This is a genomic window from Variovorax paradoxus (assembly GCF_022009635.1).
Classification (GTDB): domain Bacteria; phylum Pseudomonadota; class Gammaproteobacteria; order Burkholderiales; family Burkholderiaceae_C; genus Variovorax.
In genome coordinates this window covers 6,468,546-6,490,369 of sequence record NZ_CP091716.1, presented here as the reverse complement: position 1 = coordinate 6,490,369, position 21,824 = coordinate 6,468,546, and the positions used below count along the sequence as shown (strand labels likewise).

The window sequence follows — 21,824 nt, the reverse complement described above, 5'->3', positions numbered from 1 at the left end:
CGCCGGCTACCGCAGGTGCTTCCAGAGATAGGCGTAGCCCAGCGCATCCATGAACGCCGATTCCTTGTTGTCCGCGGCCGCGCTGTGGCCGCCTTCCATGTTCTCGTAGAAGCTGCTGTCGCAGCCCAGCGCCAGCATCTTCGCGTGCATCTTGCGCGCATGCACCGGCCCCACGCGGTCGTCGCGCGTCGAGGTGGTGAAGAGGGCCGGCGGATAGGCCTGACCCGGCTTCGCGTTCTCATAAGGCGAGAAGGTGCGGATGAACTCCCACTCCTCGGGCTGCTCCGGGTCGCCGTATTCCGCGATCCACGAGGCGCCCGCCGACAGCTGCGTGTAGCGCCGCATGTCGAGCAGCGCCACCTCGCTCACGATCGCGCCGTAGAGCTGCGGGTACAGCGTGAGCATGTTGCCCATCAGCAGGCCGCCGTTGCTGCCGCCCATCGCGCCCAGGTGCGCGGGCGAGGTGATCTTGCGCGCGATGAGGTCTTCGGACACCGCCGCGAAGTCCTCGCAGGTGCGCAGCCGGTTCTCCTGCAGCGCGGCCTGGTGCCAGCGCGGGCCGTATTCGCCGCCGCCGCGGATGTTGGCGATGACGTACACCCCGCCCTGGTCCAGCCATGCGCGGCCGATGCTGCCGCTGTAGCTGGGCTGCAGTGAAATCTCGAAGCCGCCGTAGGCGTACTGCAGCGTGGGGTTCCTGCCGTTCGCCTGCAGGTCCTTGGCTGAAATCTCGAAGTAGGGCACGCGCGTGCCGTCCTTCGAGGTCGCGAAATGCTGGCTCACGCGGTAGCGCGAGGCGTCGAAGAACGCGGGGCTGTCCTTCAGCACCTGGGGCTCGCCCTGCCCGATGGTGCCGATGTAGAGCGTGGTCGGCTGCAGGAAGCCGCTCACGGTGAGGAAGTAGTCGTCGTTCTCGTCCTCGTCGATGCCGCCGGCCGCGATGGTCGAGAGCGCGGGCGCGCCGCCCAGGCTTTCGCGCTTCCATGGGCCTTTTCCGTCGGCGGGCGGCGTGAGCACCTCCAGGCGGTTCACCACGTCGTGCATCACATTGAGGATCAGGTGGTTGCGCGTCCAGGAGTGGTCGTCGAGCGCGGTGGTGTCGTCGGGCTCGAACAGCACCGTCAGCTCGCGCCCGCCGGCCATGTAGTCGTCGAACTTCGCGGCCAGCAGCGAGCCCGAAGCGTAGGTGCGGCCGCCCACCGTCCAGTCTTCGCGCGGCTCGATCAGCATCCACTCGCGCGTGATGTCGGTGTTGGAGTCGTCGGGCACGTCGATCTTCACCAGCCGGCCGTCGGCGCCGCGCAGCCAGGTCTCGCTTTCGTAGAAGTCGATCTGCCGCGTGACGAAGTCGCGTTCGAAGCCGGGCGTGTTGTCCCGGTACGCGCTGACGGACATGTCTTCGTGCAGGCCCTCGTAGACCGTCGCCGCGTCGGCGAGCGGCGTGCCGCGCCGCCATTCCTTCACGATGCGCGGGTAGCTGGAGCTGGTCATCGAGCCGGGGCCGAAGTCGGTGGCCACGTAGAGGCTGTCGATGTCCTTCCAGCCCACGTGGTTCTTGGCCTCGGGCAACGAGAAGCCGCCTTCGACGAACTGCCGGGTCTCCAGGTCGAACTCGCGCACCACGTCGGCGTCGGCGCCGCCGCGCGAAAGAGAAATCAGGCAGCGCCGGTAGTCGGGCTCCAGGCAGTCGGCGCCGTGCCAGACCCAGTTCTCGCCGTCGGCCGCGGCCAGCGCGTCGAGGTCGAGCACGGCCTCCCAGGCGGGCTGCGGCTTGCGGTAGTCGTCCAGCGTGGTGCGGCGCCAGAGGCCCTTCGGATGGTCCTTGTCGCGCCAGAAGTTGTAGAAGCGCGCGCCGATCTTGCGCACCATCGGGATGCGGTCGTCCGAGTCGAGCACCTCGAGGATGCCCTGCTGGAGCGCATCGAAAGCGGGCGATTGCGCATAAGCCTGCACGGTGCGGGCGTTCTGGGCGCGGGCCCAGTCGAGCGGCTTGTCGCCGTCGATGTCCTCGAGCCAGAGATGGTCGTCTTGCGATTGCGAAGGGAGGCTGGATGTCATGGCCCCAGTGTACGGAGGCCTCGTGAAACACACCCGTGCCCGGTGGATTTGCCCGCGGTCACTTTTTCATTACTTGGGGCAAACCCCTGTCCCGCCGGTGCCTTCCCCCCGGTGGAAACACTGAATAACCAGAGGCCCAAGAACGCGATGCCCGCGCTATCCTGCCAAGCGGCGCATGCCCCACCAAGGAGACACAACACATGAAACACCTGAGCGGACTTGATGCCACTTTCCTGCACCTGGAAACGCCGGAAATGCCGATGCACGTGGGCTCCCTGAACGTGCTGGACCTGCCCAAGGGCTACAAGGGCGACTTCTACGAAGACGCCAAGAACTTCATGGCCAGCCGCATCCACCTGGCCGACGTGTTCACGCGCAAGCTCGCGCTGATGCCCTTCGACATGACCAACCCGGTCTGGGTCGAGGACAACGACATCGACCTCGACTACCACGTGCGCCACATCACGCTGCCCAAGCCCGGAACCAACCGGCAGTTGCAACAGTACGTGGCGCGACTGCATTCCACACTCATCGACCGCAGCCGGCCGATGTGGGAATTCTTCATCATCGACGGCCTCAAGAGCGGACAGGTGGCGCTCTACACCAAGGTGCACCACGCGGGCATCGACGGGCAGGCCGGCGTGGAAGTGGGCAAGGCCATCTTCGACCTGGAGGCCACCGGCCGCGTGGTGAAGCCGCCGCGCTCGCGCCCGCGCAGCAGCGGCTACCAGCTGGGCATGGCCGAACTTGCGAGCGCCGCGCTGCGCAACACGGCGCAGCAGTACGTGAAGCTCTTCAAGATGGCGCCGGCCATCGCGCGCGCCATCGGTGGCCTCGCCAAGCCCGACGAGAAGGCGGCCGAGAAAGACGCCGCCGCCGCGCCGAAGAAGTTCAACCTCTTCGCGCCGCGCACCTCGCTCAATGTGTCGATCACCAACCAGCGCACCTTCGCGGGCCGCACCATCTCGCTGGCCGAGACCAAGTACATCGCCAAGCACTTCGGCGTGTCGCTCAACGACGTGGTCATGGCCACAGTTTCCGGCGCGCTGCGCCACTACCTGGCCGACAACAACGAACTGCCGGCCAAGCCGCTGGTGGCCGGCGTGCCGGTGAGCCTTCGCGAAGCGGGCGACCAGACGGCCAACAACCAGGCCAGCATGATCCTGGTGAGCCTGGCCACCGACATCACCGACCCGGTGCAGCGGCTGAAGGCGATCAACGCGTCTTCGAATTCGTCTAAGTCGACCATGAACCGCTTCAAGGCGGTGATCCTGGACGACTTCCCGACCTTCGCCGCGCCCTGGCTGGTGTCGGGCATCGCGTCGATGGTGGGGCGCTCCGGCATCGTCAACCTGCTGCCGCCGGCCGCCAACGTGGCCATCTCCAACGTGGCCGGCGCGCCGTTCCCGATGTACTTTGCCGGCGCGCTCGTCACCTGCTACTACCCGGTGTCGATCGCCAGCCACGGCACCGCGCTGAACGTGACGGTGCAGAGCTACAACGGCCGCATGGACTACGGCCTCATCGCCTGCCGCCGCGCCGTACCCGACATCACCGAGATCGGCGACTACATGCTGGCCGAGCACAAGCTGCTGATGGAATTGACGCAGAAGCACCCGGCCGCCGCCGGCGCCGCGCCCGCGCCCGTGCCGCCGAAGACGGTCGAGGAGCCTTCGGACGAGGCCGAGGTGGCCGCCGCACCGGCCGCCGCGAAGAAGAGGCCCGCCGCGCGCAAGAAGGCGCCCGTCAAGGTCGCGGCCAAGAAGGTAGCGAAGCCGCCCGTCAAGGCTCCCCTCAAGGCTGCGGCGAAGAAGGCCAAGGCCGCTGCGGCCCCCAAGCCTCCGGCCCGCAAGGCCGCTCCGGCCAAGCGCTCCAGCGCTCCCCGGGCCGCGGCGGCATGATCGGCGCCGGAGCCGGCCCTCGAAAAGAAAATTGGGGCAGTTGAACTAGTTTTCCGACGGTTCTAGTTTTCCAGGCCTAGGCTCCGGGGAAGAAGATAGGCCCATCGCGACAGAACACCTGACTGTTTCCTTCGCGAGCCTTTCAACTTCAAGGAAATCACACCATGTCCACGCAAACCACCATCGCTTCCGCAGCCGTTCACGTCGTCGGCCAGTACAACGACGCCGGCAAGACCCTGGTCGGCGCCTATCGCACCGGCGTGCATCGCCTGCTGAACGGCGCCGCTTCGCGCTACAGCGACTTCCTGGGCGGCCGCCAGATCCCGATGGTGAGCGAGAAGGTCAAGGCCAACCTGATCGGCGCGCAAGAGAAGATCAACGGCTTCCTGGCCAACCGCCTGGACATCGACACCAGCCGCATCGTGAACGTGATGGACCGCGTGGCCGCGGGCACCACGACCGGCATCGAGTCGGTCGCCAGCCGCGTGGCGCGCGTCGAATCGCCGGTCGCTACCTCGGTCATCAACACGCTGAGCGCCATCAACCAGCCGATCGCCACCGTCTCGGTGCAGATCGCCGACAAGATCGTCGCCGGCACCAAGCAGATCGAAGCCCGCGTGAGCGGCGCCGAAGAAGCCGCCAAGCCGGTCCGCACGGTGAAGGCCAAGGCGGCCGTCGCCAAGAAGCCGGTTCGCCGCGCTGCCGCCCGCAAGGCGGCCTGACCCCGGGGCGCCTGGCGGCGCCCTTTTTCATTTTTCCGGTATCTGGAGCACTGCATGGCGACCCGTCCTGACGAAACTGCAAAGTCGAAGAAGAGGGCGGCGCCTGCCAGGAAGACATCGGCCTCGAAGACACCGGCCGTGAAGAAGCCGGCGCCCCGCAAGGCGGCGTCCGCCTCGACGAAGGCGCCCGAGCCCGGCAAGGCCGAAGGCCTGCTGCGCGCCGGCCTCAAGGCGCTGGACAACGTGCGCAACGACGTCGCCAAGCGCCAGGCCAACGTGATCGAAGGCCTGCTCGGCATCGGGCATGGCAAGGTGCCCGGCCTCGGGCTCGACAGCTTCGGCATCCGCAAGTTCGAGGACGTGTTCGACCAGCGCGTGGCCACCGCCCTGCAGCGCCTGGGCATGCCCGCCGCCGACGAAGTGCAGGCCCTGCGCGACGAGGTCGCCCGGCTGCGCGAACGCGTGGCGCAGCTCGAAGGCACCGCGACTGCCGCCCCCGCCGCTCCGCGCGGACGCGGCAAACGCTGAGCGGCCACCACACAACACACCGGTTGTGGCCAGCTCCAACACCACGCGCGACCGCATCCTGCAGGCCAGCCTGGCGCTGTTCAACGCGGAAGGCCTCGCGGCCGTGTCGACGCACAAGATCGCGGCCGAACTCGGCATCAGCCCCGGCAACCTGCACTACCACTTCAAGGCCAAGCAGCTCATCGTCGAGTGGCTGTTCAGGCGCTTCGAGCAAAGGCTGGAGGCGCTGAACGGCTCGTCGGCCTCCATTGCCGCCATCGACGACCTGTGGCTGGCGCTGCACCTGCGCTTCGAGGCCATCGACGAGTACCGCTTCATCTACCGCGACATGGCATTCCTGGCCAGCGAATACCCGGCGCTCGGCCAGCGCGCGCAGGCCCTCACGGCGCAGAACCTGCTGGCCGCGCAGACGTTGTGCGAAGGGCTGGTGGCCTCGGGCGTGATCGAGACCAGCGCCGAGCAGGCCCGCATCCTGGCGCTGCAGATGGTGTTCACCACCACCTGCTGGCTGTCGTTCGAGCGGCTGGTGCCGGGGCGCGATGCGCTGGCGCAGGCCGACCCTGGCCTTGCGGCCTTCTACACGCTCACGCTGGTTTCTCCGTATGTTTCGAGCGAATCGAGGGCTTACCTCGATTACCTGAGGGGCAAATACCTCGGATAAATGTCGTTGTTGTCCGACGGGGCATTGGCTGCCAGAGCCCCAACTTCGTGCTGAAGAAGATAAAAACCAACAAGGAGCCCTCCATCATGACCACCGCCACCCACGCCCGAGCCAACGATCCCATCACGCCGCCGTCGCGCCTGCTGCTGCTGGCCGAAGCCCGCGCGCTCTGGGAAACCGGCGCCGGCATCGCCATGTGGCCGCTGCTGCAGCTCACGCCGCGCGGCGACGGGCACCCGGTGCTGGTGCTGCCGGGGCTGGTGGCGGGCGACGGCTCCACGCTGCTGCTGCGCCGCTACCTCTGCAGCCGCGGCTACGACGCCCACGGCTGGGGCCTGGGCCGCAACCTCGGTCCGCGCGAAGGCGTGGAAGACGGCATGGTCGAGCTGCTCAAGACCCTGCACGAGAAAAGCGGCAAGAAAGTCAGCGTGATCGGCTGGAGCCTGGGCGGCGTGTATGCGCGGCTGCTGGCGTCTTCCTATGCGCCGATGATCCGCAACGTCATCACCTTGGGCAGCCCTTTCTCCGGCAGCCCTCGCGCCACCAATGCATGGCGCGTGTACGAAGGCGTGAGCGGCCAGAGCTCGCACGATCCGCGCCGCATGAAGTTCGTGCAGCCGACGCCGCCGGTGCCGACCACCTCGATCTTCAGCCGCACCGACGGCGTGGTCGCATGGCGCTGCAGCATCGAGAAGACCGGGCCGCAGTCGGAGAACATCGAAGTGCTGGCCAGCCACCTGGGGCTGGGCGGGCATCCGGCGGTGCTTTATGCGGTGGCCGACCGGCTGGCGCAGCCTGAAGGGCAGTGGAAGCCGTTCAATCGCGGGTTGCTGGGGCCGCTGGTGTATCCGGACCCCGATCGGGACGATTGAGCAGGGCGGCGGGCCTCAGCTGCCCGCCCACACGTCCAGCACATAACGCTGGTCGGCAATCATCTTGTCCATCCATGCGGCGCTGTCGTGTCCGTGCTCGCGCGCCAGATCGCTCAGCGTGCGCCGCACGTCGGGCTCCATGCGCGAGCCGTCGCCGCACACATAGACCACCGCGCCTGCCTCGAGCAGCTTCCACACATGGGCTGACTGCTCGCGGATCAGGTCCTGCACGTAGACCTTGCGCTCGCCCGCACGGGAGAACGCGGTATGCAGCTTCATCACGCCCCGGTGCGCCCAGGCCTGGAGTTCGTCGGCGTAGATGAAGTCCTGCTCCGGATGGCGGCAGCCGAAGAACAGCAGCGCTTCGCCTTGCGGATTGCCCGCCTCCACCTGGGCGGCACGCTCCTGCAGGAAACCACGGAACGGCGCGAGGCCGGTGCCGGGGCCGACCATGATGAGCGGGCGGCTCGCATCCTCGGGCAGCCTGAAGCCTTCGGCCGTGGTCTCGCGCACCACGCCGTGCACCGTGTCGCCGGCCTCGGCGCGCGCCAGGAAGTTGGAGCACACGCCTTCGAAGGTGCCGATGCCCGACTTGGCCGGGCCGCTCACCACGCCCACCGTCACGCTGCACTTGCCCGGCGTCATGGTCGGCGACGAGGAGATGGAGTAGTAGCGCGGCGACAGCGGCGACAGCATTTCGAGGAACACCGCGAACGGCACCTGGCAGGCGCGGTGCTCTTCCAGCAGGTCGAGCAGCGACTTGCGCTTGTGGAGCACCTCGGCCTTGTATGCCGCCTGCGAAGCCTCGTCGCTGCCCGAGAGGGCCACCAGCTTGGGCTTGGTGAAGGGGCACTCGGTGTAGGCAGCGAGCGTGGCGATCTGCTTGCGCGTGGCCACGTCCTGCAATTCGACGTAGTCGCCCAGCAGGCGGTCGACTGCGATCACCTGCTCGACCGGAAGCGCCGCCTTGCGGCCCGCGACCGCATGCAGGCGCAAATGGGCCGTGCGGTCGAAGCCGAAGCGCGCCATCGCGCGTTCGACCTGCGCGGGGCTGTTGCGCGGCACCACGCTCAGGTGATCGCCGGCGCGGTAGACGAGGCCCTCGGGCAGCATCAGCTCGACGTGGCGCGTGGAGCGTCCGGCTTCTGCGTCGTTGCCGCCGCTTTGCAGCTCGCGGTTCTCGATCACCCGCAGCGCCACCGCGCCCAGCGCATCGACGATCGCGTTCTTCTGCGGCGGCGGCAGCTCTTCCAACGTGTAGAGCGGCTCGCTCTGCGCGGGCGTGTCAGCGCCGGTCTTGATGTCGAAGGCCTTCACCAGTTCGGGCCAGAGCGCGTCGCTCCAGTCCTGGAAGGCGCCGTCCATGTCTTCACGTGCATCGCCTTCGCCGCGCGGATGCACCCGCGTGGCGCCCAGCGCTTCCAGCCGTTCGTCGATGCGGCGAGGCACCGCCTGGTAGGTGGCGGCCCAGTCGGTGTTGCCGCAGCCGAACACGCTGAAGCGCACGCCGTTGAGCGCGTCGTCGGCCTTGTCGAGCCAGCGGTGGAACTCGGCCGCGTTGTCGGGCGCCACGCCGTTGTACGAGGCGCAGACGATGGCGACCGCGCCGTTGGCCGGCAGCCGCTCGGCGTAGTCGTCGAGCGAGGCAAGCTGCGTGGAGAAGCCGCGCATCTCGCCCGCTTCCGCGAGCTGCCGCGCCAGGTCTTCGGCGGTGCCCAGGTTGGAGCCCTGCAGCACCAGCAGCGATGTGCCGTGGCGCGCCGCCTGCGGCTTGCGCGCGGCGGCGGTCTGTGCCGGCTGCACCGGCGCGGCCGCCGCGTCGCTCATGTTGCCGCGTGGGCGCGATGCTGGGTCGCGCAGCAGCGCCTTGATCTTGAAGTTCTCGGGCTTGATCGTCAGCGCTTCCTTGATCTTCAGCTTGTAGCCCGTGTGGTCCACGAGGTTGAAGCGCTGCAGGATCATGCCCAGCGTGAGCACCGCCTCCTGCAGGGCGAACTGCCGCCCGATGCAGGCGCGCTGCCCGTTGCCGAAGGGCTTGAAGGCATTCACCGGCCGCTCGCGCTCGGCCTCGCGGCTGAAGTTGTCGGGGTTGAACTGGTCGGCGTTCTCGCCCCAGATGCCCTTGTCACGATGCAGCGCCAGCGCATGCATGATGACCATGTTGTTCTTCTTGATGGTGTACTGGCCGCCGATCTTCGTGTCTTCCTTGGCGCGCATCGAGATCGCCGGCGCGGTCGGGAACAGGCGCAGCGATTCCTTCAGCACCTGCATCACGTACTGCAGGCGGTTGACCTGCGCGTAGGTGGGCTTCTGCGTGGTGTCGGGGCCGAACACGTTGTCGACCTCGGCCTGCGCCTTGGCCATGGCCTCGGGGTTGTTCAGCAGGAAGTAGATGGCGAACGAGAGCAGGCCGCTGGTGGTCTCGTGCCCCGCGATGAGGAATTCGATGCACTCGTCGCGGATCATCTTGTCGGTGAGCTGCTCGCCGCTCTTCTTGTCCACGCCCGCGATCATGTAGCTCAGCAGGTCGGGCTTGGTGGCGATGTCGGCGCCGCTCGCGCGCCGCTCCTCGATGATGTCTTCCACCATCTTGTGCATGTAGCGGATGTCCTTGCGCTGCTGCGCCAGCTCTTTCTTGAGCATCAGCTCTTCGAGCGGCAGTCCGCGGCGGTTCTGCACCGTCTCCAGCGTGCGCACCATCGCGTCGACGAAGGGATGGAAACCTTCGCGGTAGAACGAGTTGAAGCGGTAGCCGAAGCCGCACAGGCCGATGGTGTCGAGCGTGAGCGCGGTCATGTCGCGCACCACGTCCACCTCTTCGTCGAAGTTCAGGCGCTCCCACTTGGTGACGAGCTGGCCGGCGATGTCCAGCATCATCGGGTGGTAGGCCTGCATCGCGCGCTGGCTGAAGTTGGCCAGCAGGATGTTGTGCGGCTTCGACCAGGTCTCCTCGTGCGTGTCCGACGTGAAGAGGCCGTGCGAGGCGGCGCGCAGCCGGCGCAGCGCGCCGCGCGTGCTCTTGTCGAAGCGGGCTTCCTCGCAGAGTTCGTCGACCAGCGCGGGCGACGACACCACGATCACGGGCATGCCCGGCATGTCGAGCCAGTAGATGCCACCGAGGTCTTGCGCGATCTTCCACATGTCGAGCACGGGAGAATCGGAGCCGATCGACAGCAGGTTGCCGACGAAGGGTTTCTTCGCCGGATGCGGGATCGGGTGGAGCGAGTTTTTGCCTGCCATGGTCTTGTTGTGCCTTTGGAATGGACCCGCCTCTGATATCCGGGCTTCTAGGCCGGAGTATCCCGACGGCACAGGCGGCAGGCAGGACGGGGTTTCCCTTACAAGACCCCGTCCGCTTCAGCTGGCGTGAAGGAAGGCGCGCTCAGGGCCTGACCATCTTGCACTCCGTGCCTTGGGCCAGCTCGTTCCCGGTATAGACCGCGTCAGTCCGGAAGCCGTAGTTCGTGCCCTCCCAGCCCACCTTCACCGTCTTGCCGTCGACTGGCGCAATGGTGTTGACCACCTGCGGCAGCAGCAACTGATGGTCTTCGCCGCGCATGCGCACCGGCCCCACCACCGAATCGAAAATCAGGTCTTCGAGCGCGTGCGCCACCTTCACCGTGTCCGTGGAGCCGGCCTTGTTGATGGCCGCGGCCAGCAGGCGCGGCGTCATGTCGATGCGCGGCGCGAGAAAGTCCTTGCCCGTCTTGGCCTTGTAGGCCTTGGCCAGCGCGTCCACCTTCGGCGTGTCGGCCTCGCCCGGATGCCACTCGGCCACCCAGGTCAGCTGCCCCAGCTTCGCCTGCGACACGGCCGTGACCGTGCCCGGCACCGAGCCCGCGCTGTGATTGAAGTAGCGCAGGTTGTAGCCCGCGTCGCCCGCCGCCTTCAGCAGCAGCGTCATGTCCTGGCCCCAGTTGCCGGTGATGACCGAATCCGCGCCGCTCTGCTTGATGTTCGCGACATACGGCGCGAAGTCCTTCACGCGGCCGATGGGATGCAGCGTCTCGCCGACGAACTGGATGTCCGGCCGCGCCAGGCCCACCATCTGGCGGCCATAGCTGGCCCATTGCTTGCCGTGCGCATAGTCCTGGTTCAGCAGGTAGACCTTCTTCACGTCGGGCGTCTTCTTGATGTAGTTGGCCAGCGCCTTCATCTTCATCGCCGTGTTCGCCTCGGTCTGGAAGTGCCAGAAGCTGCAGGCCTTGCCCGTCATCTCGGGGTCGATGGACGAGTGGTTCAGCACGATCAGTTCCTTGCCCGGGTTGCGCTGGTTCCAGCGCGCCACCGATTGCACCAGCGCCGTGACCACCGACGAGCCCGAGCCGCCCGTGACGATCGCCTTCGCGCCCTGGTCGATGGCCGCCTGCAGCGCGCTCTGGCTCTCCTGCGCCGACAGCTTGCTGTCGAACTGCAGCAGCTGCAGCTTCGTGCCGCCGAGCACGCCGCCCTTGGCGTTGATGTCCTCGATGGCGTACTGCGTGTGCATCAGCATCAGCTCGCCGACATTGGCGAAGGGGCCCGAGAGCGGGTCGATGTAGGCGATCTTGTAAGTCTGCTGCTGCGCCTGCGCGGCACCCGAGATGCAAAGCAGGGAGGCAAGGGCGATCCGCGCCAATGGCGCACGGTTGAACTTCATGGTGTGTCTCCGGAGGGTGTTGTGGTCAGTTCTTCGTTCGCAGCCCGATCACGCGGCTGGCCAGCTTCGTGAGCTCGGCCACCACCTCGTCGGGCGACAGGCGACCGCCCGGCCTGTACCAGCTGTACAGGAAGCCGGGCAGGCTGCAGGCCGCGAGCGCGGTGATCTTGGTCTCGGTGAAGTCGAGGTCGCCGTCGCGCCGCGCTTCTTCGAGCAGCGGGCACAGCAGGTCGTAGAAGTGATGCGCGAGCTTCTTCTGCGCGGCGAGGTACTCGGGCCGGTACACCTGCGGCTCGCGGTAGGCGAAGAAGGCCGCCGGGTGGTGCGCGATGGTCGCCCGGATCAGCCGCTCGATGCCCTCGAGCACCTTCTCGCTGGCGCGGCGCGAGTCTGTGGCCGCGAAGTCCAGCGCGGTGAAGCAGTCGACCGCCGGGGCCCACGAGAGCGTCTCGAAGATCTCCTGCTTGTCGCGGAAGTAGTAGTACACGAAAGGCTTGGTCACGCCCAGCGCGCGAACGATCTGCGCCATGGTCGTGTTGGCGTAGCCCTGCGCCGCGAAGAGCTGCGCGGCCGCCTGCAGGATGCGCTCGCGCTGCAGGTCGGTGCCCTGCGTGGCGGCGCGCTGGCGGCCGGTGCCCTGCGGCAGGTGCGGCTGCGTGGTGGCCGTTGTCTCGCTCTGGTCCCCAGAGGGTTTGTGCCGTGTCGCGGAAGTTATACCCATGGGTAGGATTGTTCGTGCACCATGCGGCATTGGCAAGCGCCCGTCATGCATGGGCGGCTATCGATAACCCTGAGAAAGTGACGCCATGGAGACAATGCCCGAACGCCCCCAGCAGCCCCTGCACGAATACCTGCGCACCCACGCGCGCGAGCGCGGCGCCAGCGCCGCCTGCATCTGGTACGGCCACGCCATGAGCTGGGCCGAACTCGACCGCGCGAGCGACGCCTTCGCGGCGCGGCTGCAGGCCCTCGGCGTGAAGAAGGGCGAACCGGTGGTGCTCTTCCTGAACAACTGTCCGCAGTACCTGGTGGCGCACTTCGGCATCCAGAAGATCGGCGCCATCGTCTGCCCGAGCGGTCCGCTCAACAAGGAGCACGAGCTGGCCTACCAGGTCAACGACCTGAAGGCGCGCGTGATCGTCGCGGCCGCGCCGCTGCTGCCGGTGGTGCGCAAGGTGCAGCCTGAAAGCGCGCTCGAGCATGTGTTCGCGGTGCACTACGCCGACCTGCTGTCCGCCGAACCCTCGCTCGACCTGCCGGCCGAACTGGCCGTGGAGCACAACGCGGCGCGCACCGTGCCCGAGGGCTGCGAAGATTTCCTCGCGGTGATGAAGTCCGACGCCAGGCCGCAGCCCGTGGCCATCGAGATGGACGACGTGGCGCTCATGACCTACACATCCGGCACCACCGGCCTGCCCAAGGGCGCGATGCTGAGCTACGGCAATGCGCTCTTCAAGACGCGCGCCGCGGCCGACTGCAACGGCGTGGGCCCGGCCGACGTGCTGCTGTCCATCGCGCCGCTGTATCACATCGCCGGCATGCTGATGGGCGTGAACGTGCCAGTGCTCAGCGGCGCGACCTCGGTGCTGCTGCACCGCTTCGATCCGCGCGCCGTGCTGCAGGCCATCGCCAGCTTCAAGGTGAGCTGGTGGTACAGCATCGCGCCGATGAACGTGGCCTGCATGCAGGTGCCGGACATCGCCGGCTTCGACCTGTCGAGCCTGAAGATGAACCCGGTGACCAGCTTCGGCATCACCTTCACCGAACCGCTGGCGCAGCAGTGGCGCTCGCATGCGCCGAACTGCACTTCGTTCGAGGCCGCCTACGGCCTGAGCGAGACCCATACCTGCGACACCTACACGCCGCACCATGCGCCGCGCTGGGGCACGCAAGGCATCGCGGTGCCGGGCGTGACCATCCGCATCATCGACACCGAGACGCAGGCCGACATGCCCGCCGGCGAAGTCGGCGAGATCGTGCTCACCAGCCCCGGCTCGTTCAAGGGCTACTGGAACAAGCCCGAAGCCACCGCCGCCACGCTGCGCAACGGCTGGGTGCACACCGGCGACATGGGCAAGCTCGATGCCGACGGCTACCTCACCTTCATCGGCCGCTTCAAGGAAATGATCAAGGTCTCGGGCTACAGCGTGTTCCCGGAAGAGGTCGAGACCATTCTCATCAAGCATCCGGCGGTGGCGCAGGCGGCGGTCATCGCGCAGCCCGACGCGGAGAAGGGCGAGGTGGTGAAGGCCTTCATCGTGCGCAAGCCCGGCGCCGCGCTGGAGGCCGACGCGCTCGTGGCCTGGGCGCGCGACAACATGGCAAGCTACAAGGCGCCGCGCGCCGTGAGCTTCATCGACGCACTGCCGACCACCGGCGCCGGCAAGGTGCTGCGCCGGCTGCTCAAAGACAAAAGCTGAGAGGTTCCGTTTGTTCTCCAAAGTTCTGATTGCCAACCGCGGCGAGATCGCCGTGCGGCTGGTGCGCGCGCTGCGCGACCTGGGCGTTGCCAGCGTGGCCGTGCACGCGCGCGACGACGCGGCGGCGCTGCACGCGCAACTGGCCGATGTGGCGGTGGCGCTCGATGCCACCGGGCCGTCCGCCTATCTCGACATCGATGCGCTGATCGCGGTGGCGAAAGCGCAGGCCTGCGATGCGGTGCATCCCGGCTACGGTTTTCTCAGCGAGCGCGCCGACTTCGCACAGGCCTGCGCGGACGCCGGCCTGGTCTTCATCGGCCCGACGCCGCAGCAGCTGGGCCTGTTCGGCGACAAGGCGCGCGCACGCGCACTGGCCACGCAATGCGACGTGCCGGTGATGCCGGGCAGCGCCGGCGCGGTGACGCTCGCGCAGGCGCAGGCCTTCTTCGCCGAGCAGCATGCGCAGGGCGCGGGCGTGATGGTCAAGGCCATCGGCGGCGGCGGCGGCCGCGGCATGCGCGCGGTGCTGGACGCGCAGGAGCTGCCCCAGGCACACGCACGCTGCATGTCGGAGGCCAAGGCGGCCTTCGGCATCGAAGGCGTGTATGTCGAGCGGCTGATGCGCAACGCGCGGCACATCGAGGTGCAGGTGCTGGGCGACGGCAAGGCAGTGGCCAGCCTGGGCGAGCGCGAATGCACGCTGCAGCGGCGCTTTCAGAAGCTGGTGGAAATCGCGCCCAGCCCTTCGCTGCCCGAGGCCCTGCGCGCGCAGGTCACGCAGGCCGCGCTGCGCATGGCGAAGACGGTCGGCTATCGCGGGCTCGGCACTTTCGAATTCCTGGTCGATGCGCAGTCGTCGACGCTGCCCTTCGTCTTCATCGAGGCCAATCCGCGCCTGCAGGTGGAGCACACGGTGACCGAAGCCGTGACGGGGCTGGACCTCGTGCAACTGCAGATCGCCGTGGCGGCCGGTGAAACGCTGAGCGCGCTCGGCGTGGAGGCCGACCGCACCGCGTCGCAGCGCGGCTTCGCGCTGCAGTGGCGCATCAATGCGGAAACGCTGGACGCGCAAGGCAATGCGCGCCCCTCGGGCGGCACGCTCGCGCGCTTCGACCTGCCGGCCGGCCCCGGTGTGCGCGTCGATACGCACGGCTACGCGGGCCTCGCGCCTTCGCCGCACTACGACACGCTGCTCGCGAAGCTGATCGTGCATTCGCCTTCGCCGCGTTTCGCGGATGCGTTGCGGCGCTCGCTGCGCGCGCTGGACGAATGCCACATCGAGGGCATTGCCACCAACCTCTCGCTGCTGCGTGCCATTGCCGCGCGGCCGGAGTTCGCGACGCAGGCGGTGCACACCCGTTTTGTCGAGGCGCACCTGGGCGATCTGCTTGCATCGGCTGTTTCATTCGAGAAGCAGGCGAAGAAGACGGTTGCCGCGCCCGTCCAGGAAGCCGCTCTCGCGGACGACGGCGCGGACGAACTCACGGTGAAGGCGCCGATGCCCGCGCGCCTCGTGCAGTTCGAAGTGGCCGTGGGCGACGTGCTGCCCGCCGGCGCGCAGCTCGGCGTGCTGGAGGCCATGAAGATGGAGCACCTGCTGCACGCGCCCGTGGCCGGCCGCGTGGTCGCGTTGCTGGCCGCGCCCGGCGACTACCTTGTCGAAGGCCAGTCGCTGCTGCAGCTCGAAGCCGTCGACGCGCAGGCGGTCGAGGCCGAGGCGCGCGCCGAGCATGACCTGGACGCCGTCCGCCCCGACCTGCAAAAGGTCATCGACCGCCATGCGCCCACGCTGGACATCAACCGCAAGGCCGCCGTCGACAAGCGCCATGCGCAGGGCGGCCGCACCGCGCGCGAGAACATCGCCGACCTGTGCGACACCGCCTCCGACCCGGGCAACTTCATCGAGTACGGCGCGCTCGCCATCGCCGCGCAGACGCGCCGCCGCACGCTGGAAGACCTCATCGCCAACACGCCCGCCGACGGCATGGTCACCGGCCTGGGCAGCATCAACGCGAAGCAGTTCGGCCCCGAGGCCTCGCGCTGCGCGGTGCTGGCCTACGACTACACCGTGCTGGCCGGCACGCAGGGCATGCGCAACCACCACAAGACCGACCGGCTGCTGGCGGTGGCGCACCAGCTGAAGCTGCCGGTCGTGCTGTTCGCCGAAGGCGGCGGCGGGCGGCCGGGCGACACCGACATGCCCATCGTGGCGGGCCTGAACAACCACACCTTCAGCCAGTTCGCGGCGCTGTCGGGCAAGGTGCCGGTGGTCGGCATCGTGCATGGCCGCTGCTTCGCGGGCAATGCGGCGCTGCTGGGCTGCGCCGACGTGATCATCGCCACCAAGGGCAGCAACATCGGCATGAGCGGCCCCGCGATGATCGAAGGCGGCGGGCTCGGCACCTTCGCGCCGGAACAGATCGGACCGAGCAGCGTGCAGTCGCGCAACGGCGTGATCGACATTCTGGTGGACGACGAGGCCGCCGCCGTCGCGGCGGCCAAGCAGTACCTGTCGTACTTCCAGGGCGCGACCACCGACTGGCAATGCGCCGACCCGCGCACGCTGCGCCACGTGGTGCCCGAGAACCGGCTTCGCGTGTACGACGTGCGCGCCGCGATGCGCGGCGTGGCCGACACCGGCTCGCTGCTCGAGCTGCGCGCGGGCTTCGGCGCGGGCATCGTCACCGCGCTGGCGCGCATCGAAGGCCGGCCCGTGGGCCTGATGGCCAACAACCCGCATCACCTGGGCGGTGCGATCGACGTCGAGGCGGCCGACAAGTCCGCGCGTTTCATGCAGCTTTGCAATGCGCACGGACTTCCGATTGTTTCGTTGTGCGACACGCCGGGCTTCATGGTCGGCCCCGAAATCGAGGCGCAGGCGCAGGTGCGCCATGTGTGCCGCATGTTCATGGTGGCGTCGCATCTGCGCGTGCCGTTCTTCGCCGTGGTGCTGCGCAAGGGCTACGGCCTGGGCGCGCAGGCGATGACGGCGGGCGGCTTCGACGCGCCAGTCTTTACCGTGGCCTGGCCCACCGGCGAATTCGGCGCGATGGGGCTCGAAGGTGCCGTGCGGCTGGGTTTCCGCAAGGAACTGGCCGCCGTGCCGGAGGGCGCCGAACGCGACGCGCTGTTCAAGAAACTGGTGGCGCAGCAGTACGCGAACGGCGAGGCGATCCACATGGCGCAGACGCTGGAGATCGACGCGGTGATCGACCCGGCCGACACGCGCACCTGGCTGGTGCGCGGGCTGGATTCGGCCGGACGGCGCCACGAAGCCGTCTCGCCCTACGTCGACACCTGGTAACCGCACGCTAGACCTCGTAACGACCGGGGTCACGGCGGCTCCGTAAACTGGGTCGCTTTGCGCGCATGGAATTGATTTCTCGTTGGCGGGCCCGGTTTTGCGCGGGCGCCGCAACGCATTGGCTGATCGCTTTTCTGCTTGCGGCCGTGGCCGCCGGCGTGTGGGCATTGCCATCGTCCGACGGCCAGCCGCCCCGGCAGCCCGCCGAAGCCCATTGGGTCGCAAGCTGGGCGGCCGCGCCCACCGAATTCAGCGAACTCATGGCGAACCCCACCACCGCGCCGCAGGCGGGGCCGGGCAAGCATGTGTTTCGCGGGCAGACGCTGCGCCAACTGGTGCAGCCCGCGCTGGATGGAAGCCGCGTGCGCGTGCGTTTCTCCAACCGCTTCGGCAAGGCGCCGCTGCACATCGCCGCCGCGAGCGTGGGCCTCGTCACCGGCGGCAACGCGGTGTCTCCGGCCACGCTGGGCGTGCTGCGCTTCGGCGGGCGCGGCAGCCTCACCATCGCGCCCGGCGCGGACGCCTGGAGCGACGGCCTCGACCTGCAGGCCGAGGCCGGACAGACCCTGGCGGTGAGCACCTACCTGGACCAGCCGACGCCTTTCGCGACCATCTACCAGCGCGGCCCCGGCACGAGCTGGGTCGCCCCGGGCAATGCCGTCACGACGCCCAGGCTGCAAGGCGCGGTGCCGCTGGCGCTGAACCACATCGTGACCGGTCTGGACGTGCTCACGAGCCAGCCGGCCCGCATCGTGGTGGCTTTCGGCGACTCGATCACCGCGGGCGGCAACGACGCCGGCGGCGGCGCCTATCCCGACATGCTGGCCACGCGGCTGCGCGACAGCCCGAAGGTGCCGGCGGGGCTGTCGGTGATCAACATGGGTATCGGCGGCAACCGGCTGCTGCTCGACAGCTCAGGGCCCAGCGGCATGTCGCGCTTCGCGAAGGACGTGCTGGCGCAAAGCGGCGTGACGCACGTGATCGTGCTGATGGGCACCAACGACATCGGCCGAGGCGCGTTCGTCGACGTGCCGGGGTTCCCACTCCTCGCGTCCGAGGCGCCGACGGCCGAGCGCGTCACCGAAGGGCTTGAGCAGTTGATCAAGCAGGCGCGCGCCAAGGGCGTGAAGCTGATGATCGGCACCGTGCCGCCGTTCCGCAACACGCCCTACTGGACGGCCGCGACGGAAGCCATGCGCGGCGCCGTCAACACATGGATCCGCGGGCGGCAGGACGTGGACGGCGTGATCGATTTCGACGCCGTCCTGCGCGACCCCGCCGATCCGCTCGCCTTGAATCCGAAGTACGACAGCGGCGACCACCTGCACCCGAACAAGGCCGGACATGCGGCCATGGCGGCGGCCGTCGACCTGAAGGAACTGCTGGAGTGAGCGTTCGCAACCCACGAGGATCGCGAAACAGCTCTACATAAGACTTCGTGTCCCGCTTACAGGCGCTTCACATGATCCCGGCAGCATGAAGGCTCGTCCAACAACTCATGAGGAGTCCTTCATGAAAAAAATCGCACTGGCTCTTTCCATCGGCACGGCTTCGCTCCTGTCCGTGGGCGCGCTGACCGTTCCCACCGCCGCGCAGGCGCAACCCGTGGTGACCATCCAGGTGGCGCCGCCTCCGCCGCGCTTCGAACGCGTGCCGCCGCCGCGCCGCGGCTTCGTCTGGGCGCCGGGCCACTATGAGTGGCGTGGCGGTCGCCACGTGTGGGTGGGCGGCTACTGGGTGCGTGCCCGTCCGGGCTATGCGTACCGTGCGCCGGCATGGCGCCAGGACGGTGGCCGCTGGGTGTACAGCGCCGGCCGCTGGGATCGCGATGGCGACGGCGTGCCCAACCGCTACGACCGCCGCCCGAACAATCCCTACAGGAACTGATCTAGCGGAAGACGACGGTGCGGTGGCCGTTCAGCAGCACCCGGTGCTCGCTGTGCCACTTCACCGCCCGCGCCAGCACCTGGCTCTCGGTGTCGCGGCCTCGGGCCGTGAGGTCTTCCACCGTATCGGTGTGGTCGGCGCGGGCCACGTCCTGCTCGATGATCGGGCCTTCGTCGAGGTCGGCCGTCACGTAGTGGGCGGTGGCGCCGATCAGCTTCACGCCCCGGTCGTGCGCCTGGTAGTAGGGCTTGGCGCCCTTGAAGCTGGGCAGGAAGGAGTGATGGATGTTGATGGCGCGGCCGGCCAGGTTGCGGCACAGGTCGTTGCTCAGGATCTGCATGTAGCGCGCGAGCACCACGAGCTCCGCGCCTTCGGCCTCGATGATTTCCAGCTGCCTGGCCTCGGCCTGCGCCTTGGTCGCGGCCGTCACCGGGATATGGTGGAACGGCACGTTGTAGCTGGCGGCCAGTTGGTAGAAGTCGCGGTGGTTCGAGATGATGGCGCGCACGTCGATGGCGAGCAGGCCGCTCTTCCAGCGGAACAGCAGGTCGTTCAGGCAGTGGCCTTCCTTGCTGACCAGCAGCACGGTCTTCATCGGCTCGGCGGCGGCGTGCAGCTGCAGCGTCATGCCGAAGCCGGCGGCAAAGGTCTTCAGCTCTTCGCGCAGCGCGGCTTCGCTGTGGTCGCCGCAGGCAAAGCGCACCCGCATGAAGAATAGACCCGTGCCGTGGTCGTTGTACTGGGCGGCCTCTTCGATGTTGGCGCCATGCTCGAGCAGGAAGCCCGAGACGGCGTGCACGATGCCCGTCCGGTCGGGGCAGGAGAGGTTCAGGATGTAGGCGGGCGAGGTGGGCGTAGAGGTCGTCATCGGGGTGGGATTGTCGCAGGGGTGCCAGAATCGCGATTTTCCCCGACCCGAAACCCACAGGAGCGAGACATGGCCTTCCAGGACTTCAACATGGACAACCAGTGGTTGCCCTTCACTCCCAACCGTCATTTCCGCAAGGACCCGCGCGTTTTCGTGGCGGCCGACGGCATGGAATTCACCACCCACGACGGCAAGAAGGTGATCGACGGCATCTCGTCGCTGTGGTGCGTGGGCGCGGGCCACAACCGCAAGCCGATCAACGAGGCGATCAAGAAGCAGCTCGACACGCTCGACTACGCCACCGCCTTCCAGGTCAGCAACGACAAGGCCTTCAAGGCCGCCGAGATGATCGCCTCGCTGGCGCCCGGCGACCTGAACAAGGTGCTGTTCTGCAACTCGGGCTCGGAAGCCGCCGACACCTCGATGAAGGTGGCGCTGGCCTACCACCGCGCGCGCGGCGAAGGCCACCGCAATGTGTTCATCGGCCGCGAGAAGGGCTACCACGGCGTGGGCTTCGGCGGCATGTCGGTGGGCGGCATCCCGGGCAACCGCAAGGTGTTCGGTTCGGCCTTCCTGCCGCGCGTGGACCACATGCGCTTCATCCACGATCCGGTGAACCATGCCTACATCCACAACGAGGAGCCGGTGTGGGCCGAAGACCCGCTGGTCGAGCTCGAGACCCGCATCCTGCCGCTGCACGATCCGAGCAACATCGCCGCGATCATCGTCGAGCCGGTGGCCGGTTCGGCCGGCTGGTACCTGCCGCCCCAGGGCTACCTCAAGCGCCTGCGCGAGATCTGCGACAAGCACGGCATCCTGCTGATCTTCGACGAGGTCATCACCGGCTTCGGCCGCATGGGCACCAACTTCGCGTCGGACTATTACGGCGTGGTGCCCGACATGCTGAACTTCGCCAAGTGCGTGACCAACGGCGTGATTCCGCTGGGCGGCGTGATCTGCCGCGACAAGCTCTACGACGCGATGATGAAGACCGACGCGCCCGAGCACGTGGTCGAGTTCTTCCACGGCTACACCTACTCGGGCCACCCGGTGGCCTGCGCCGCGGCCATCGCCACGCTCGACCTGTTCAAGCAGGAGAACCTGTTCGCCCGCGCCGGCGAAATGGGCAAGGTGCTGGGCGACGCCTTCCACAGCGCCTTCAAGGGCCTGCCCAACGTCATCGGCATCCGCAGCCTCGGCCTGGCCGCGGCGGTGGAACTTGCGCCCATCGCGGGCACGCCGGGCAAGCGCGCCTATGAAGTCTTCCTGGACTGCTTCCACAAGGGCGCGCTGGTGCGCCCGGCGGGCGACGTGCTGGTGATCGCGCCGCCGTACATCGTGGAGAAGTCGCACATCGACACGCTGGTGAACACGCTGGCGGATTCGATCAAGGCGCACGCCTGAGCGTTGCCTGCACACGCCGCCGCAGACAACGCCGCGGCGGCGTGAACCGGCCTCTGGCTACCCGTCCACTTCCTCCGCGGCAAGGCCCGCGAGGTACACGCAGGACCCACCGATAACGGTAGCCAGCAGCGCCAGCGTGAAGGCCAGGCGCTTGCCGTGCCACAGCGAGCCGAGCCAGGTCGCGGACTCGACCATCCACACGGTCGTCTTTCCGCCCAGCCGTTCCATTTCCTGCTGTTCGCGCTTCGATGTTTCGAGCGGAACCACGTACACCTGTCCGTCGATGACGCGGCGATCGGCCGCCGTCGCGCTGTCGTTGCCGCTTGCCACGATGTAGACCAGCACCGCGCAGATCCAGCCCGCGATGAGGATCGCGATGCCCGCGAAATGAAGGCGGCGATGGGGTGCAACGGCGGTGCGTGACATGGCATCGATTCTGTCGCACGGCGCGTGCGCATGCATGGGTTTGTTCCCACCACTTCTACCGGTTCTCGGGATACCGGCGGCTTCTTCCGCTCCCTAGCATCCCCTCTCGCGAAACGTCGCACCCGTGAATTCAA

At 67.9% G+C, this 21,824-nt stretch carries 16 protein-coding genes; 10 read left to right on the top strand and 6 right to left on the bottom strand.

The window, feature by feature from the left end; genetic code table 11:
- Positions 1 to 6: 6 nt before the first annotated feature.
- Positions 7 to 2,058, bottom strand: coding sequence for a prolyl oligopeptidase family serine peptidase (locus tag L3V85_RS30270; RefSeq protein WP_237676309.1), 2,052 nt, complete (start codon positions 2,056 to 2,058; stop codon positions 7 to 9).
- Positions 2,059 to 2,258: 200 nt separating this feature from the next.
- Between L3V85_RS30270 and L3V85_RS30265 the strand changes: the two genes are divergently transcribed.
- From L3V85_RS30265 to L3V85_RS30245, 5 genes are all read left to right on the top strand, one after another.
- Positions 2,259 to 3,959, top strand: coding sequence for a WS/DGAT/MGAT family O-acyltransferase (locus L3V85_RS30265; RefSeq protein WP_237676308.1), 1,701 nt, complete (start codon positions 2,259 to 2,261; stop codon positions 3,957 to 3,959).
- A gap of 164 nt (positions 3,960 to 4,123) precedes the next feature.
- Entirely contained in the window at positions 4,124 to 4,681 is a 558-nt protein-coding gene (locus tag L3V85_RS30260; protein WP_237676307.1) for a hypothetical protein, read from the top strand.
- 54 nt (positions 4,682 to 4,735) lie between these two features.
- The gene (locus L3V85_RS30255) at positions 4,736 to 5,209 is read left to right on the top strand and encodes a phasin family protein (protein WP_237676306.1); all 474 of its coding nucleotides are present in this window, start codon (positions 4,736 to 4,738) and stop codon (positions 5,207 to 5,209) included.
- A gap of 25 nt (positions 5,210 to 5,234) precedes the next feature.
- Entirely contained in the window at positions 5,235 to 5,870 is a 636-nt protein-coding gene (locus L3V85_RS30250; protein ID WP_237676305.1) for a TetR/AcrR family transcriptional regulator, read from the top strand.
- An 86-nt stretch (positions 5,871 to 5,956) separates the two neighbouring features.
- Entirely contained in the window at positions 5,957 to 6,742 is a 786-nt protein-coding gene (locus tag L3V85_RS30245; protein ID WP_237676304.1) for an esterase/lipase family protein, read from the top strand.
- Positions 6,743 to 6,757: 15 nt separating this feature from the next.
- On the opposite strand, the gene L3V85_RS30240 is transcribed toward L3V85_RS30245, so the two are convergent.
- The 3 genes from L3V85_RS30240 to L3V85_RS30230 all read right to left on the bottom strand — a co-directional run bounded on the left by L3V85_RS30240 (position 6,758) and on the right by L3V85_RS30230 (position 12,102).
- Entirely contained in the window at positions 6,758 to 9,982 is a 3,225-nt protein-coding gene (locus L3V85_RS30240) for a bifunctional cytochrome P450/NADPH--P450 reductase (RefSeq protein ID WP_237676303.1), read from the bottom strand.
- A gap of 142 nt (positions 9,983 to 10,124) precedes the next feature.
- Positions 10,125 to 11,381 (bottom strand): branched-chain amino acid ABC transporter substrate-binding protein, encoded by a 1,257-nt coding sequence (locus L3V85_RS30235; protein ID WP_237676302.1) that lies wholly within the window; start codon positions 11,379 to 11,381, stop codon positions 10,125 to 10,127.
- A gap of 25 nt (positions 11,382 to 11,406) precedes the next feature.
- Positions 11,407 to 12,102 carry a TetR/AcrR family transcriptional regulator gene (locus tag L3V85_RS30230; protein WP_237676301.1) on the bottom strand — a complete coding sequence of 232 codons (696 nt, stop codon included), beginning with the start codon at positions 12,100 to 12,102 and terminating at the stop codon, positions 11,407 to 11,409.
- 85 nt (positions 12,103 to 12,187) lie between these two features.
- Here L3V85_RS30230 and L3V85_RS30225 point away from each other — a divergent pair, with 85 nt between their 5' ends.
- The 4 genes from L3V85_RS30225 (at position 12,188) to L3V85_RS30210 (ending at position 18,992) form a co-directional block, all read left to right on the top strand.
- The gene (locus L3V85_RS30225; protein ID WP_237676300.1) at positions 12,188 to 13,801 is read left to right on the top strand and encodes an AMP-binding protein; all 1,614 of its coding nucleotides are present in this window, start codon (positions 12,188 to 12,190) and stop codon (positions 13,799 to 13,801) included.
- A 10-nt stretch (positions 13,802 to 13,811) separates the two neighbouring features.
- A complete protein-coding gene (locus tag L3V85_RS30220) occupies positions 13,812 to 17,105 on the top strand; it encodes a carboxyl transferase domain-containing protein (RefSeq protein WP_237676299.1) in 3,294 nt (1,097 codons plus the stop codon).
- 146 nt (positions 17,106 to 17,251) lie between these two features.
- Positions 17,252 to 18,496, top strand: a complete 1,245-nt coding sequence (locus L3V85_RS30215) for a GDSL-type esterase/lipase family protein (RefSeq protein WP_237676298.1) — start codon at positions 17,252 to 17,254, stop codon at positions 18,494 to 18,496.
- Between the two features lie 121 nt (positions 18,497 to 18,617).
- Positions 18,618 to 18,992 (top strand): YXWGXW repeat-containing protein, encoded by a 375-nt coding sequence (locus tag L3V85_RS30210; RefSeq protein WP_237676297.1) that lies wholly within the window; start codon positions 18,618 to 18,620, stop codon positions 18,990 to 18,992.
- A gap of 1 nt (position 18,993) precedes the next feature.
- Here L3V85_RS30210 and purU read toward each other — a convergent pair whose 3' ends face one another.
- A complete protein-coding gene (gene purU / locus L3V85_RS30205; protein WP_237676296.1) occupies positions 18,994 to 19,860 on the bottom strand; it encodes a formyltetrahydrofolate deformylase in 867 nt (288 codons plus the stop codon).
- Positions 19,861 to 19,929: 69 nt separating this feature from the next.
- On the opposite strand from purU, the gene L3V85_RS30200 reads away from it, so the two are divergent.
- Complete coding sequence (locus L3V85_RS30200) at positions 19,930 to 21,264, top strand: aminotransferase class III-fold pyridoxal phosphate-dependent enzyme (RefSeq protein ID WP_237676295.1); 1,335 nt, start codon at positions 19,930 to 19,932, stop codon at positions 21,262 to 21,264.
- A 57-nt stretch (positions 21,265 to 21,321) separates the two neighbouring features.
- On the opposite strand, the gene L3V85_RS30195 is transcribed toward L3V85_RS30200, so the two are convergent.
- Entirely contained in the window at positions 21,322 to 21,690 is a 369-nt protein-coding gene (locus L3V85_RS30195) for a hypothetical protein (protein WP_237676294.1), read from the bottom strand.
- Positions 21,691 to 21,824: the final 134 nt, after the last annotated feature.

Excerpts from the sequence above, each read along its gene's own strand:
- L3V85_RS30270 (WP_237676309.1), bottom strand. The coding sequence starts at position 2,058 with ATGACATCCAGCCTCCCTTCGCAATCGCAAGACGACCATCTCTGGCTC.
- L3V85_RS30265 (WP_237676308.1), top strand. The coding sequence starts at position 2,259 with ATGAAACACCTGAGCGGACTTGATGCCACTTTCCTGCACCTGGAAACG.
- L3V85_RS30260 (WP_237676307.1), top strand. The coding sequence starts at position 4,124 with ATGTCCACGCAAACCACCATCGCTTCCGCAGCCGTTCACGTCGTCGGC.
- L3V85_RS30255 (WP_237676306.1), top strand. The coding sequence starts at position 4,736 with ATGGCGACCCGTCCTGACGAAACTGCAAAGTCGAAGAAGAGGGCGGCG.
- L3V85_RS30245 (WP_237676304.1), top strand. The coding sequence starts at position 5,957 with ATGACCACCGCCACCCACGCCCGAGCCAACGATCCCATCACGCCGCCG.
- L3V85_RS30240 (WP_237676303.1), bottom strand. The coding sequence starts at position 9,982 with ATGGCAGGCAAAAACTCGCTCCACCCGATCCCGCATCCGGCGAAGAAA.
- L3V85_RS30235 (WP_237676302.1), bottom strand. The coding sequence starts at position 11,381 with ATGAAGTTCAACCGTGCGCCATTGGCGCGGATCGCCCTTGCCTCCCTG.
- L3V85_RS30230 (WP_237676301.1), bottom strand. The coding sequence starts at position 12,102 with ATGGGTATAACTTCCGCGACACGGCACAAACCCTCTGGGGACCAGAGC.
- L3V85_RS30225 (WP_237676300.1), top strand. The coding sequence starts at position 12,188 with ATGGAGACAATGCCCGAACGCCCCCAGCAGCCCCTGCACGAATACCTG.
- L3V85_RS30210 (WP_237676297.1), top strand. The coding sequence starts at position 18,618 with ATGAAAAAAATCGCACTGGCTCTTTCCATCGGCACGGCTTCGCTCCTG.
- purU (WP_237676296.1), bottom strand. The coding sequence starts at position 19,860 with ATGACGACCTCTACGCCCACCTCGCCCGCCTACATCCTGAACCTCTCC.
- L3V85_RS30200 (WP_237676295.1), top strand. The coding sequence starts at position 19,930 with ATGGCCTTCCAGGACTTCAACATGGACAACCAGTGGTTGCCCTTCACT.
- L3V85_RS30195 (WP_237676294.1), bottom strand. The coding sequence starts at position 21,690 with ATGTCACGCACCGCCGTTGCACCCCATCGCCGCCTTCATTTCGCGGGC.